We start from the raw sequence: 13,526 nt of genomic DNA on the forward strand, positions 1-13,526 counted from the left end.
TGAAAAAAGGCGCCTTTAACAGCGCCTTTTTTTATTTCATTGCGCCTGAACGTGCATAATAAAAAGAACATCACAACAACGAATACCGGAGGCTGTATGCCGCTGCATAACTTAACGCGCTTTCCACGTCTGGAATTTATTGGCGCGCCAACGCCGCTCGAATATCTTCCACGCTTCTCCGACTATCTCGGGCGCGATATTTTCATCAAACGCGATGACGTCACGCCGATGGCTATGGGCGGCAATAAGCTGCGTAAGCTGGAATTCCTGGCCGCAGACGCACTTCGTGAAGGTGCTGATACGCTGATAACCGCGGGTGCCATCCAGTCTAACCATGTTCGCCAGACGGCGGCGGTAGCGGCTAAGCTTGGCCTGCACTGCGTGGCGCTGTTGGAAAATCCGATTGGCACTACTGCGGAAAACTATCTCACCAACGGTAACCGTCTGCTGCTGGACCTGTTTAATACGCAGATCGAAATGTGCGATGCGCTGACCGACCCGAATGCGCAGCTTCAGGAACTGGCGACGCGCATTGAAGCACAGGGCTTTCGCCCGTATGTGATCCCTGTTGGCGGTTCTAACGTCCTGGGCGCATTGGGTTATGTGGAAAGCGCGCTGGAAATTGCCCAGCAGTGTGAAGGGGCCGTTGCGCTTTCTTCCGTTGTGGTGGCATCGGGCAGCGCGGGAACGCACGCCGGGCTGGCCGTGGGCCTGGAACAACTGATGCCAGACGTCGAGCTGATCGGCGTGACCGTCTCGCGCAGCGTCGCCGATCAAAAGCCCAAAGTTGTAACGTTGCAGCAGGATATTGCCCGTGAACTGGAACTGACGGCCTCAGCGGATATCCTGTTATGGGATGATTATTATGCGCCGGGCTACGGTACGCCAAACGAAGAAGGCATGGAGGCGGTAAAACTGCTGGCGCGCCTGGAAGGCATTTTGTTGGATCCGGTGTATACCGGTAAGGCGATGGCAGGTTTGATTGACGGCATCAGCCAGAAGCGCTTCAAAGACGAAGGCCCAATCCTCTTTATTCATACCGGTGGGGCACCTGCACTGTTTGCCTACCATCCTCACGTGTAACAACCAGGTCGAAAAACGCTAATGCATGAAAGTATCCAACTGGTAATTGATTCTCTGCCGTATCTGCTCAAAGGCGCGGTTTTTACGCTGCAACTGAGTATCGGCGGGATGTTTTTTGGCCTCGTGCTGGGGTTTATCCTGGCGCTGATGCGTTTGTCGCCGCTGTTGCCTGTGCGCTGGCTGGCGCGTTTTTATATCTCTATTTTTCGCGGAACACCGCTGATTGCCCAGCTGTTCATGATCTATTACGGTCTGCCGCAGTTTGGTATTGAGCTTGATCCCATCCCGGCGGCGATGATTGGCTTGTCGCTGAATACAGCGGCCTACGCTGCGGAAACCCTGCGTGCGGCAATATCTTCCATCGATAAAGGGCAGTGGGAGGCAGGCGCCAGTATTGGTATGACGCGCTGGCAGACTATGCGCCGGGCAATCCTGCCGCAGGCTGCGCGCGTTGCGTTGCCGCCGCTGAGCAACAGCTTTATTAGCCTGGTGAAGGACACCTCTCTGGCCGCCACTATCCAGGTACCGGAACTGTTCCGTCAGGCGCAGCTGATTACCTCGCGTACGCTGGAAGTCTTTACGATGTATCTGGCGGCCTCGTTGATTTACTGGGTGATGGCGACGGTGCTTTCTGCGCTGCAAAACTATTTTGAAGAACAACTGAACCGCCAGGAGAGAGAGCCGAAATGAGTGCTATCGAAGTCAGAAACCTGGTCAAAAAATTTCATGGGCAAACGGTGCTGCATGGGATCGATCTTGACGTCAAACCTGGTGAAGTAGTCGCGATTATCGGGCCGAGCGGATCGGGCAAAACCACGCTGCTGCGTAGCATTAATTTGCTGGAGCAACCGGAGGCGGGCACCATTAAAGTGGGTGAGATTACTATTGATACCGCGCGTTCGTTGACCCAGCAAAAAGGGCTAATTCGTCAGTTACGTCAGCACGTCGGTTTTGTGTTTCAGAACTTTAATTTGTTCCCACATCGAACGGTGCTGGAAAACATTATTGAAGGGCCGGTGATAGTCAAAGGTGAACCAAAAGCTGAAGCGACTGCTCGTGCGCGTGAGCTGCTGGCGAAAGTCGGGCTGGCGGGCAAAGAAACCAGCTATCCGCGGCGTTTATCGGGTGGACAGCAGCAGCGCGTAGCGATTGCCCGAGCGCTGGCGATGCGACCTGAGGTTATTCTTTTTGATGAACCGACCTCTGCGCTTGATCCTGAACTGGTTGGTGAGGTACTTAATACCATCCGCCAACTGGCGCAGGAAAAACGCACCATGGTAATTGTGACGCATGAAATGAGCTTTGCTCGCGATGTTGCCGATAGAGCGATATTTATGGATCAAGGACGGATAGTCGAGCAGGGACCCGCAAAATCCTTATTCACGCATCCGCAGCAGCCGCGTACCCGCCAGTTTCTTGAGAAGTTTTTGATGCAATAAATAGTGCATATAGCACTCGTCGGAATTGTTTCTGGCGAGTGCTGTTCGCATAACTATTTATAATTATTGCTTTATTATTAATGCTTGAATCTGTTACTTCCTTCCACTGTTGAGTAATACTCAAGTAATTCTTCATTTGTCCGATAATTTGCATATATAATACATTTATGTGTTAGCTTGTTTCATATGTTTGGATGATTATCAATCTCAGGGGCATTACCACTTAGTATGCAGGATCATGATTTCTTCACCTGGCGACGGAGTATGCTGTTACGCTTTCAGGAAATGGCGACGGCAGAGGATGTCTATACGGAATTACAACAACAGACGCAGCACTTAGAGTTCGATTTTTACGCGCTCTGTGTTCGTCATCCGGTACCTTTTACCCGACCTAAAACGTCTCTTCATACGACCTATCCCAAAGCATGGGTGGCGCATTATCAGTCCGAAAATTATTTCGCCATTGATCCGGTGCTGAAACCTGAAAACTTCAGTCAGGGGCATTTACCCTGGAACGATACTCTGTTTCGCGATGCGCAACCTTTGTGGGACGCCGCACGCAATCACGGTTTACGCAAAGGGATGACGCAATGCTTAATGTTGCCTAATCGGGCGTTGGGTTTTTTATCGGTATCGCGTGCAAGTATTCGTAACAGTCGCCTTGCGAGCGATGAAGTGGAGCTCAGGATGCAGCTTCTGGTGCGGGAAAGTCTGTCTGTACTGACGCGGCTGGAAGATGACATGGTTATGGCGCCAGAAATGCGCTTTAGCAAGCGGGAAAAGGAAATATTGAAATGGACGGCGGAGGGGAAGACCTCTTCAGAGATAGCCATCATTCTGTCTATTTCTGAAAATACTGTAAACTTCCACCAGAAGAATATGCAAAAGAAATTCAATGCACCAAACAAAACGCAGATAGCCTGTTATGCCGCGGCAACCGGGCTTATCTGAGTAAATTATCGTTCTGAGTGTCAGACGCAAAACCGGCTGAGAGCATTGCTATCAGCCGGTTTCTTTTTACTGGCGGTAAGCTTGTTTAATTTGCTTAACCGTGTTGGAAAATACCGCCGCCTGTGATTGATCTTCAATCAGCGCGAGCTGTTTTTCCATTTTAAGAATCACGCGGCCTGCATCGGCTTGACCCATTGCCTGCAGCATCAGCGTTAACATGGCTTTCAGGCAGGTGACTTCATTGGCCAGTTCCTGGTTATTCTCAGCAGTGGAAAAGTCAGGCGTACTCATTTATTTTCCTCGTTATGTTTCAATGAAAAAGTGCGATGTCAAATCTTAAGGCGGCGGAGTATACCATAAGCGAGGCTAAAAATATCTGTGGTTGTTTTTTGCGCGGACCAATGTTGTGGACATTAAAATAAACAACATGTTGCAGTGCATATATTTTCTCCACATGTTGTTTATTTCGAGTATTTTCCTCGTTAATTATTGTTACAACTTTGACTGCCTATTTTGCATTCAGCGGGGGAATATGAATTTTTTGTCACTATTCTGAAACAGCTATGCAGATATAACCGTGGCAGAAGGCTGTCAGGACTGAAAGTTTCCACTCGTCGTACAATCTAATTTCCAAAAACGAGAGCAAAATCGAAAGTCGGGCGTTTTTTACATTTCAAAGTTGAGATAAAACCCGTTAACATAGGGCCGATTAACTATCGGTAGCGTTATCCCTATTCTGGAGATATTCCTTTGATCAACGTTTTTCTTGTTGATGACCACGAACTGGTGCGCGCAGGGATACGACGCATTCTGGAAGATATAAAAGGCATAAAAGTTGTCGGCGAAGCGTGCTGCGGTGAAGATGCGGTAAAATGGTGCCGCTCAAATTCCGTTGACGTTGTGCTGATGGATATGAATATGCCCGGTATTGGCGGTCTGGAAGCAACCCGCAAAATTGCGCGTTCCACGGCAGACATTAAAGTGATCATGCTGACGGTACACACCGAAAACCCATTACCTGCAAAAGTTATGCAGGCAGGGGCCGCAGGGTATCTCAGCAAAGGCGCCGCCCCCCAGGAAGTAGTGAGTGCGATTCGTTCGGTTTTTTCCGGGCAGCGTTATATTGCCTCCGATATCGCTCAGCAAATGGCGCTCAGCCAGATTGAGCCTGAGAAAACGGAAACCCCGTTTGCCAGTTTGTCTGAACGCGAGTTGCAGATTATGCTGATGATCACCAAAGGTCAGAAGGTCAATGAGATCTCAGAACAGCTGAATCTTAGTCCTAAAACGGTGAACAGCTATCGCTATCGAATGTTCAGTAAATTAAACATTCATGGCGATGTAGAGCTGACTCACCTGGCAATTCGCCATGGCCTGTGCAATGCGGAGACATTAACAAGCCAGTGACCGATCAGTTTGATGCCAAAGCGTTCCTGAAAACCGTGACCAGTCAGCCCGGTGTCTATCGTATGTATGATACCGCCGGGACGGTTATCTATGTCGGGAAAGCGAAAGACCTGAAAAAAAGGCTTTCCAGCTACTTCCGTAGTAATCTTGCGTCACGCAAGACCGAAGCGCTGGTCGCGCAAATCCAGCAGATTGATGTCACGGTAACGCACACTGAAACCGAAGCGTTATTGCTTGAGCACAACTACATCAAGTTGTATCAGCCGCGCTATAACGTATTGCTGCGCGATGATAAATCCTACCCTTTTATATTCCTTAGCGGCGATACCCACCCGCGTCTGGCGATGCATCGCGGGGCAAAGCATGCCAAAGGCGAGTACTTTGGACCGTTCCCTAACGGTTATGCGGTGCGTGAAACGCTGGCGCTGTTGCAGAAAATATTCCCTATCCGTCAGTGCGAAAACAGCGTTTATCGCAACCGTTCTCGACCTTGTCTGCAATATCAGATTGGCCGCTGTCTCGGTCCGTGTGTCGCGGGTCTGGTGAGTGAGGAAGAGTATGCTCAGCAGGTCGAGTATGTTCGTCTGTTCCTGTCCGGAAAAGACGATCAGGTATTAACGCAGCTGATCGCCCGCATGGAAAAGGCCAGCCAAAATCTCGAGTTTGAAGAGGCTGCGCGCATTCGTGACCAAATTCAGGCCGTACGTCGCGTGACAGAAAAACAGTTTGTCTCTAATACCGGAGACGATCTGGACGTCATTGGCGTGGCGTTTGACGCAGGTATGGCCTGTGTGCATGTTCTGTTTATTCGCCAGGGTAAAGTGCTGGGCAGCCGCAGCTATTTCCCGAAAGTACCCGGTGGCACGGAACTCGGCGAGGTCGTCGAAACCTTTGTCGGGCAGTTTTATCTGCAGGGGAGCCAGATGCGTACCTTACCCGGGGAGATCCTGCTCGATTTTAATCTTAGCGATAAAACCCTGCTGGCAGACTCTCTGTCTGAACTGGCCGGCAGGAAGATTAACGTGCAGACGAAACCGCGAGGAGATCGCGCACGTTATCTCAAGCTGGCGCGGACCAACGCGGCAGTGGCGCTCACCACAAAACTTTCTCAGCAGTCGACGATTACGCAACGTCTGACGGCGCTGGCATCGGTATTGAAGTTACCTGCGGTGAAGCGTATGGAATGCTTCGACATCAGCCATACGATGGGTGAACAGACGGTAGCTTCCTGCGTGGTCTTTGATGCCAATGGCCCGCTGCGCGCAGAGTATCGCCGCTACAACATTACCGGCATTACGCCGGGTGATGATTATGCGGCGATGAATCAGGTTTTGCGTCGGCGTTATGGTAAGGCGATTGAAGAAAGTAAGATTCCGGACGTCATATTGATCGACGGCGGTAAAGGTCAGTTAGGGCAGGCGAAAGCCGTTTTTGCTGAGCTGGATGTTCCCTGGGACAAACAGCACCCACTCTTGCTGGGGGTGGCAAAAGGGGCCGATCGTAAAGCAGGCCTGGAAACGCTGTTCTTTGAGCCGGAAGGTGAGGGCTTTAGCCTGCCGCCGGATTCGCCTGCATTGCACGTTATCCAGCATATCCGCGATGAATCTCACGATCATGCGATTAGCGGGCATCGTAAAAAGCGGGCGAAAGTGAAAAGCACCAGCACGCTTGAGACCATCGAAGGTGTCGGGCCAAAGCGTCGCCAGATGTTGTTGAAATATATGGGAGGTTTGCAAGGCCTTCGTAACGCAAGTATCGAAGAAATTGCAAAAGTGCCGGGTATTTCGCAAGCTCTGGCAGAAAAGATCTTCTACTCGTTGAAACATTAGGCCCTCTGTAGCAACATAGGGGTAATTTCACTGACAACAGATAGTTATCCGTCATATGCAATTTAATATCCCTACGTTGCTCACGCTGTTTCGCGTCATCCTGATCCCATTCTTTGTATTGGCTTTTTACCTGCCATTCACCTGGGCTCCCTTTGTTTGTGCGCTGATCTTCTGTATCGCAGCGGTCACTGACTGGTTTGACGGTTTTCTGGCGCGCCGCTGGAACCAAAGCACGCGTTTTGGCGCCTTCCTCGATCCGGTCGCTGATAAAGTGCTGGTGGCAATCGCGATGGTCCTGGTGACAGAGCATTACCACAGCTGGTGGGTGACGCTTCCTGCCGCAACAATGATTGCGCGTGAAATTATCATCTCTGCACTGCGTGAATGGATGGCCGAACTGGGTAAACGCAGCAGCGTAGCCGTATCCTGGATCGGTAAAGTGAAAACCACTTCGCAAATGGCTGCACTGGCCTGGCTGCTGTGGCGTCCAAATATCTGGGTAGAGTATGCTGGGATCGCACTTTTCTTCGTCGCCGCGATACTGACTTTGTGGTCAATGTTCCAGTATTTGAGCGCTGCACGTGGAGATTTGCTTGATCAGTGATCGTTTCGACGCAAATTTCAGCAAACGATCGTCAGTGGTGAAAAATATCGTTGACTCATTGCGTCAGGTAAGTAGAATGCAACGCATCGAACGGCGGCACTGATTGCCAGACGATAACAAAATCAAGTGATTAACAAAGTTACTTGGTGATGCGGGAATAGCTCAGTTGGTAGAGCACGACCTTGCCAAGGTCGGGGTCGCGAGTTCGAGTCTCGTTTCCCGCTCCAAATTTAAGACATCGGCAATAGCGGATGTCGGCTGTAAAGCCAGAAGATTTCGGCGCGTTAGCAAAGCGGTTATGTAGCGGATTGCAAATCCGTCTAGTCCGGTTCGACTCCGGAACGCGCCTCCAATTTCTTCCCGAGCCCGGATGGTGGAATCGGTAGACACAAGGGATTTAAAATCCCTCGGCGTTCGCGCTGTGTGGGTTCAAGTCCCACTCCGGGTACCATGGGAAAGAACAGAATAATCAAAGCAATAAGCAGTGTCGTGAAACCACCTACGGGTGGTTTTTTTGTGCCTGACGTTTACCTGTCACATCAGCCGTCCCTGGCACCCGTATTCCTGTATATCAATGATTATCTTAATGTTGTTAGTTTCAATGTGCGCGTAACTCAGAGAGCGAGCGCTAGTTAAAAGCCTCTCAGATCGTCAACGGGCATGTTCAGTGCGTCTACATCAACAATACGTTGCAACGTCAGTTCGAGAACATTGGTATTGTTGTCGAAACTGCCGTGTGAAGGATCAATCCAGACGTTCGGACCTGTGGGCACCTTGTTCATATCAATCACATTCGTACGTGCGCTCTTATCTAACCCAGCCTCACTAGCAGCACGGCGCCAATTGCGAAGTGCTTCGCCTGTGCTCGACGAACCGTCCCAGCCGCTGTAGTTTTTGTCGCGTACGTTGTCCATTCCCAGTAGTGGTGTACGCTGATCGCCGTCCAGGGCATTTGAAACGAAGTACAGCAACGACTTACGATAAATTTTCGCTACATTGTCGTCCCTCTCATTGCGATCGGAGAGAATGTGCAGATACATACGTTTCATTAAAGAAGCATGCGGTGCATAGTGGCGGTTGGCAAATTGCACTGTGCATGCGGGTGCATAGAGATGCACTGATTTAAGTTGCTCGCCCAGACCGCGTGCCGACAACAGGTCGACGAAATAGCCGAGGATGATACTGCCTGCCGAGTGGCCGATGATATGGATCTCAAGTGCGTTGCCCCAGCTCGCAGCTAGCGTTTGTAGTGCTGTCACCAGCAGGTCGCCTGCGCGGCCTGAGACACAGCTAAACTCTGCATTTTCCTTCATCTCGCTCCAGATAGGTTTGGCAAATGGCCTACCTATTGTTTGCTCAAGCAGCATGTCGGAGCCATCGGTTAACGCCTCACGAATGCCTCCTGCTCGTGACGGTTCTCGATGGAAGTGGTCGGAAAAGATGTCGCCAATGGATTCCAGAATCCCCGTTTTCCACACAAGGAATAATGGGTAGCAGTCGTTGCCGATGAAGTAGCGGCCCATCGCTCGCGCCCGTTCAATAGAACCGGCCTCGTCGTTGAGTCCTCCGTGTGCATAGATCACCAGACGCTTGGTTTCGGTGGTATGTGTCCGGAACCAGCGATCGGGTAATACACACCCTTGATACATCAATGTGCGCGTCATTTCGTCTTGTGTAAGGTAGCGAGTCACGCGTCCATTGTTGCCTATTACGATACTGTGTTCGTAAGCGGTTGCTTCATCCCACCACTGCTCTTTATTGGCTGTTCCTGCCAACGTGGCGTAAGACGGTTTGCCAATGGTGAGTTGCCCTTGCATCACACCCGGTACGCCCAACGCAGCGACCCAGGCATCCATCGCATTGGTCAGCCAGTCGGCATAACTCAACACCGCAAAACCACCACAACCCCAGCTATTTCCCCATGAGTTTTGGATAATAAAGCCATCGCGGTTGAATCCCACCAGAGCAAAGGCATGTCCATCGGTTTTTGAGGGTTTGCCATTGAAGGCGATAATGGAAAGTGAGGTATGCCCCGTGATTGTTTTTTTCACTTCCGGAACAGCCTGCCAGCCCTCGTGCGTGAAGGCGGAAACGTAGATCGCACCAACTTCATGGATCGCGGCTTGCATGTCGGTGATACTTTTGATGTCTATGCGATAGTAGACACCCAGTGTCGTATTCGCTGATCGTTCGGCATAGCCATACTTTGGCGGCACATCTTCCTGCGCCTGATAGGGCCAGTCAGACTCCAGACACACGCCGTGGTGAAACCAGCCCTTGAGCGCGCCACGGCAGCTTGAGCCCTCGTAATCCTCACCTGCGTATTCGTCGTATCGCCGGGCAAAATTGTAAAGCATGCGGGGGCTCACTGAATCGAGCGTCGATGGAAAACCGGCTTTACGCCAGCGGAGATAATTCACGACGCATGCGAGGCCAAAGCCCGTGCAGGCTCCTTCCTGGCCCTGATCGAGGATCAATTTTGCCTTCGTGTAAACTGTCAACCGTGTTGCAATGTCCTCATCGCTTGGGAACAGGTCGGGTAAGCTTACCGGGGGCGGTGTATAGGTTCGATCGCGCAGATCGACCGGATCCTTTGAAGCATTGAGCACGGGCCCCGAGTCGAGTACGGATAAGGGAATTGCCGCTGTGGCGCTCTTTTGCTTACCCGCTTTTGAAGGCTCGCTACTTGTCATAATCTTCCCGGCTTTTCCGGTGTTTAGCATGGCGGTTGGTGTGGCTGCGGCAAGCGTGAACACGCTTTTGAAACGATCCAATCCGTGGGAGCCGCCATTCACCAGTCGACGTGCCTTCCTGTAGTCCGGTGGAGTGGCTGCGAGTGCGGTCATTAACTCTTTTTTGCGATCGGCGAGGAACATAGCCAATAATACGGCTGCCACTTCAGGTGCATTGGCGAGGTCAGGGAAAGCGGCAATGTCCACGCCGATGCGGGGAGCGTATTCTTCGTAATTTGCGCGCCCGGTGAGTTGCACGAAACCGCGACCACGAAATCTGGCACCATCCCCCGGTTTAGTATTGCCGAGATCTTCACCTATTTTGGTACCTGCGTCGTAGGCGCTGAATGCCGGTAAACCCGGTATTGTGTTGAACTGAGAAGGGTATTCGGCAATCGGCACGAAACCTTCTGTCTCCGCGCGTATGGTACCCAGTGCAGCGAGAACCAACGGGAACGCCGTGAGCCCCTCACTGACCAGTGCTGCCGCAACATACGGCAGATATCGCAATACGTTGGATGGTTTGGTGGCTGGGAATAACTTCTGCACATCGTCTGCGCGCAGACCGATGGTGGGGAGAGTTATCAAACCTTGCAGGCTCTGGCAATAGGGACCAACAATGCCATCGGCAAGGACACCGATATTCGACTGCCAGTGACGTACTGCTGCCACGAGTGCCTCATCGAACTGGTCATTTTTTGTCTGTAGATCGAACATTTTTGCATCCGGCCCCAATGTAGCAGCCAGACACTTGCGGAGTTGAACAACTTCCTGGCCGGATGAACCCTGCAACAGCAATTTAACCATGATTTTCCCCTCGAAAGACGAGTGCTTACGTTGATATCAACGTCCAGGAACAGGGTGTTGATATGGACAGGAGTGCAGCGCATCACTTTCAGCCAAATGGCGTTAAATGATGCCTTCAATCGACGCTGGTCCAGACTTCAAGAACGCCCGGTGAAACTCTGGCGGTATAACCATCGACAAAGGCAACACCCAGCATATTGAAACCTTCCTATTTTAAGTGACGATTTTCCAGGGTTGTTGAAACGTCTATTACCCCCTGTCGTGTGAGAGCTCCGGCGAATTGAACAAATACTATATTGCGCGGATCCGGAGGAGACGCGTTATGACTATCGCTTATTTTTATTATTTTGATATCTAAAAGACGTCTGAAAGGTAAGTGTGCTGTATGGTTTATTGTTTTAATATCAGCCGTATTTATTATGGATTAACCTGACGTTGTATTTAGATGTTGGTGTTTACTGATTATTTGAAAATATAAAAAGTGATGTGACTAGGCTCATGCCTATAAGCACATAACATTAAAGTCTATCGCGCAGGTGCGGTCGCCAATACGGCCCCTGGTATTGGCGGTAATTGCATCGAATGTGCGAAAGCGACCCAGTTGGCACAAACGCGACCACTACATTAGTGTTATCTGCGAATAGGGGTGTTTGTCATGAATCCACCGCGGGCAGGATTATTCATAAATCCATTACGTGCAGGGTTGCCGATGAAGCCATCGCGGGCAGGATTTCCGCCGCGCATTCCAACGTTATCAATGATGATGGGATCAACAATGATAAATTGAGGACCAAAGGGATGGATTTTCCTGTTTTGCGCGTTGAGCGTAAAACCAATGTCTCCCCCGAAGCTGTTTAAACCATTACCAGCAATCACGGCAATCCGTAATTCATGCTCTCTGTCGCCCTGGTGCTGCAGGGCGCTGGCTGCGGCGTAAGGGGAGTTCATCAGCAGTAGAACAAAGGCGATGGATAACGACGCCCATAGCCGTCTCATGATTAACCCTCATTTTAAGTATGGTTACTAAAGTATAGCTTTTTGCTGGAGTGGAATTCGTCTGGGGGATATAAAAAAGCACTAAGCTGACTGATGAGATTGAATGAAGGTTCCAGTTTGCTGGCCTCTAAAGGTAGGAGACGATTGCTAGCATAAGCTTTTAAGCAAAGCGAAAGGGCGACTAATCCGATAGGCTATAATTTACGCTTGTGTGTGCACCACTACAGGTTTACGCAAACTGCCGAATTTAATGGAATATCCTCTCGAAGCGCAACTGCGAAGGACTGTATAAATAAGAACTATAATAAAAACAGTCAACAGGTGATTACTTCTGTTTGCAGACAGTGCTGATTCAGGGGGCTGCTATGAACATTTCATCTTTTCCGATAGTCATGTTCGCAGCATTGCTTACCCTTAGTGGTGCAGCATATTCGGTGGAAAAAGAGGATATCTTTTCGCAGAATGCCAGGGCTACGGATCCCATCGCATTTTCTCAACAGTCATTTAATAACCTGATGTCTTATCAGGTTATGATGCGCTCCTCATCGCCATCCGATGAAAGCAAAATTATTCGCTATAGCTTTCAAAAGCCTGGGTATGTCCGGATGGATTTTACCCAACCGCATTCAGGTGCGGTGCTTATCTTTAATCCCGTCAGCGGTAAAGTGACGTTATGGCCATTTGGTGCGGGTACGTTGCCCATTTTGCACCTGTCACCTACTAATTCATTGATCCAGGATGAGCGCGGTCATCGGGTGGATCGCTCTGATATCGGCGTGTTGTTGGGCAATATTCGTCATCTGCAACGCGAAGGGATAACAACCACAGTTGGTAATGAAAACCTTGCAGGACGGGCGACGACGCGCGTATCTGTGGTTGGGCCAGGAACAATGGCGGTTGATGGTGTTCACCGCTATGACGTCTGGCTGGATAATTATCACGGACTCCCTGCCAAAGTGATCAGCTATGCGCCAGATGGGCAGCGATTAGAAACCGTGCTTCTGGATGCTATGGTCATTAACATCCGTTTTCCCGCCAATTTCTTCTCGCCTTGAGGGAGTCTGTATTATGGCTAACTATCGGTTTTCCACCGTCTGGCGGGTTGAGGCTTCAATTCAGGAGGTATGGGATGTTTTTTCTCATCCCGATCAGTGGCCAGAATGGTGGGAAAGTCTGGAACGCATTGTTGAGATTAAAAAAGGTGATACACAGGGCATTGGGGCGCTGCATCGTTATACCTGGAAAGGAGCGCTTCCTTATCGCTTAACCTTTGACATCAACGTGTTGAATATTCTGCCCTGCTCGCTGCTTGAGGGGCAAGCCAGCGGGGCGGTTGAAGGGCGAGGCGTGTGGTCTTTTTCTGCCAGTGGCGCAGAAACTATCGTCAGATATGACTGGAATGTGCGTACCACGATCCGCTGGATGAATTACCTGGCTCCGCTGGCGGCACCCGTTTTTCGCTGGAATCACGATATGGTTATGCGCGAAGGGGCAAGAGGGTTAGCCCGCAAACTGGCAACGAATGTCTATATTTTCTGAACTCGCCCTCACTGCTGTACTTTTTGCCTGCCTATGGCTTACTATCTGTCGCGCAGTTTCTCATTTCATTCACAGTTAACAGGTCTGTTATTGATGAATAACCTCCATCGGCTCACCTTTTTATGTCAGCGTCTGTCTG

The 13,526-nt window shown here is 50.5% G+C and carries 12 protein-coding genes and 3 tRNA genes; 12 read left to right on the forward strand and 3 right to left on the reverse strand.

Annotation, left to right across the window (positions count from 1 at the left end; translation table 11 throughout):
• Window positions 1-96 precede the first annotated feature (96 nt).
• The 4 genes from dcyD (at window position 97) to sdiA (ending at window position 3,473) form a co-directional block, all read left to right on the forward strand.
• Window positions 97-1,083, forward strand: a complete 987-nt coding sequence (gene dcyD / locus GHC22_RS09265; RefSeq protein WP_111465427.1) for a D-cysteine desulfhydrase — start codon at window positions 97-99, stop codon at window positions 1,081-1,083.
• Window positions 1,084-1,104: 21 nt separating this feature from the next.
• Window positions 1,105-1,773 (forward strand): cystine ABC transporter permease, encoded by a 669-nt coding sequence (gene tcyL, locus GHC22_RS09270; RefSeq protein ID WP_003030474.1) that lies wholly within the window; start codon window positions 1,105-1,107, stop codon window positions 1,771-1,773.
• Window positions 1,770-2,522: an L-cystine ABC transporter ATP-binding protein TcyN gene (tcyN, locus tag GHC22_RS09275; protein ID WP_003030477.1), complete on the forward strand. Its 753-nt coding sequence runs from the start codon at window positions 1,770-1,772 to the stop codon at window positions 2,520-2,522. The genes tcyL and tcyN overlap by 4 nt, the downstream gene beginning before the upstream one ends.
• 228 nt (window positions 2,523-2,750) lie before the next feature.
• Complete coding sequence (gene sdiA, locus GHC22_RS09280; protein WP_008785095.1) at window positions 2,751-3,473, forward strand: transcriptional regulator SdiA; 723 nt, start codon at window positions 2,751-2,753, stop codon at window positions 3,471-3,473.
• A 66-nt stretch (window positions 3,474-3,539) separates the two neighbouring features.
• On the opposite strand, the gene GHC22_RS09285 is transcribed toward sdiA, so the two are convergent.
• Window positions 3,540-3,764, reverse strand: a complete 225-nt coding sequence (locus tag GHC22_RS09285) for a DUF2594 family protein (protein ID WP_003030482.1) — start codon at window positions 3,762-3,764, stop codon at window positions 3,540-3,542.
• Between the two features lie 459 nt (window positions 3,765-4,223).
• Here GHC22_RS09285 and uvrY point away from each other — a divergent pair, with 459 nt between their 5' ends.
• The 6 genes from uvrY to GHC22_RS09315 all read left to right on the forward strand — a co-directional run bounded on the left by uvrY (window position 4,224) and on the right by GHC22_RS09315 (window position 7,764).
• Entirely contained in the window at window positions 4,224-4,880 is a 657-nt protein-coding gene (uvrY, locus tag GHC22_RS09290) for a UvrY/SirA/GacA family response regulator transcription factor (protein ID WP_003834023.1), read from the forward strand.
• Window positions 4,877-6,709 (forward strand): excinuclease ABC subunit UvrC, encoded by a 1,833-nt coding sequence (gene uvrC, locus GHC22_RS09295; RefSeq protein ID WP_003834021.1) that lies wholly within the window; start codon window positions 4,877-4,879, stop codon window positions 6,707-6,709. The genes uvrY and uvrC overlap by 4 nt, the downstream gene beginning before the upstream one ends.
• A gap of 55 nt (window positions 6,710-6,764) precedes the next feature.
• Window positions 6,765-7,313, forward strand: a complete 549-nt coding sequence (gene pgsA, locus GHC22_RS09300) for a CDP-diacylglycerol--glycerol-3-phosphate 3-phosphatidyltransferase (protein WP_003030490.1) — start codon at window positions 6,765-6,767, stop codon at window positions 7,311-7,313.
• A gap of 151 nt (window positions 7,314-7,464) precedes the next feature.
• A tRNA-Gly gene (locus GHC22_RS09305) sits at window positions 7,465-7,540 on the forward strand.
• A gap of 51 nt (window positions 7,541-7,591) precedes the next feature.
• Window positions 7,592-7,665 (forward strand) — tRNA-Cys (locus GHC22_RS09310).
• Between the two features lie 12 nt (window positions 7,666-7,677).
• A tRNA-Leu gene (locus GHC22_RS09315) sits at window positions 7,678-7,764 on the forward strand.
• Window positions 7,765-7,945: 181 nt separating this feature from the next.
• Here GHC22_RS09315 and GHC22_RS09320 read toward each other — a convergent pair.
• Both GHC22_RS09320 and GHC22_RS09325 read right to left on the reverse strand, forming a co-directional pair.
• Complete coding sequence (locus tag GHC22_RS09320; RefSeq protein ID WP_153752770.1) at window positions 7,946-10,852, reverse strand: C1 family peptidase; 2,907 nt, start codon at window positions 10,850-10,852, stop codon at window positions 7,946-7,948.
• 630 nt (window positions 10,853-11,482) lie between these two features.
• The gene (locus tag GHC22_RS09325) at window positions 11,483-11,848 is read right to left on the reverse strand and encodes a hypothetical protein (RefSeq protein WP_153687550.1); all 366 of its coding nucleotides are present in this window, start codon (window positions 11,846-11,848) and stop codon (window positions 11,483-11,485) included.
• A 365-nt stretch (window positions 11,849-12,213) separates the two neighbouring features.
• Between GHC22_RS09325 and GHC22_RS09330 the strand changes: the two genes are divergently transcribed.
• Together GHC22_RS09330 and GHC22_RS09335 are read left to right on the forward strand one after the other, a co-directional pair.
• Window positions 12,214-12,903: a DUF1571 domain-containing protein gene (locus GHC22_RS09330; RefSeq protein WP_153752772.1), complete on the forward strand. Its 690-nt coding sequence runs from the start codon at window positions 12,214-12,216 to the stop codon at window positions 12,901-12,903.
• A 13-nt stretch (window positions 12,904-12,916) separates the two neighbouring features.
• Window positions 12,917-13,387, forward strand: a complete 471-nt coding sequence (locus GHC22_RS09335; protein WP_103285442.1) for an SRPBCC family protein — start codon at window positions 12,917-12,919, stop codon at window positions 13,385-13,387.
• The last annotated feature ends 139 nt before the right edge of the window (window positions 13,388-13,526 follow it).

Source organism: Citrobacter sp. H12-3-2 (assembly GCF_009649895.1).
Classification (GTDB): Bacteria; Pseudomonadota; Gammaproteobacteria; order Enterobacterales; family Enterobacteriaceae; genus Citrobacter; species Citrobacter portucalensis.

Coding starts and splice junctions, on each gene's coding strand:
- GHC22_RS09285 (WP_003030482.1), bottom strand. CDS start 3,764: ATGAGTACGCCTGACTTTTCCACTGCTGAGAATAACCAGGAACTGGCC.
- GHC22_RS09335 (WP_103285442.1), top strand. CDS start 12,917: ATGGCTAACTATCGGTTTTCCACCGTCTGGCGGGTTGAGGCTTCAATT.
- GHC22_RS09320 (WP_153752770.1), bottom strand. CDS start 10,852: ATGGTTAAATTGCTGTTGCAGGGTTCATCCGGCCAGGAAGTTGTTCAA.
- tcyL (WP_003030474.1), top strand. CDS start 1,105: ATGCATGAAAGTATCCAACTGGTAATTGATTCTCTGCCGTATCTGCTC.
- dcyD (WP_111465427.1), top strand. CDS start 97: ATGCCGCTGCATAACTTAACGCGCTTTCCACGTCTGGAATTTATTGGC.
- pgsA (WP_003030490.1), top strand. CDS start 6,765: ATGCAATTTAATATCCCTACGTTGCTCACGCTGTTTCGCGTCATCCTG.
- sdiA (WP_008785095.1), top strand. CDS start 2,751: ATGCAGGATCATGATTTCTTCACCTGGCGACGGAGTATGCTGTTACGC.
- GHC22_RS09330 (WP_153752772.1), top strand. CDS start 12,214: ATGAACATTTCATCTTTTCCGATAGTCATGTTCGCAGCATTGCTTACC.
- tcyN (WP_003030477.1), top strand. CDS start 1,770: ATGAGTGCTATCGAAGTCAGAAACCTGGTCAAAAAATTTCATGGGCAA.
- GHC22_RS09325 (WP_153687550.1), bottom strand. CDS start 11,848: ATGAGACGGCTATGGGCGTCGTTATCCATCGCCTTTGTTCTACTGCTG.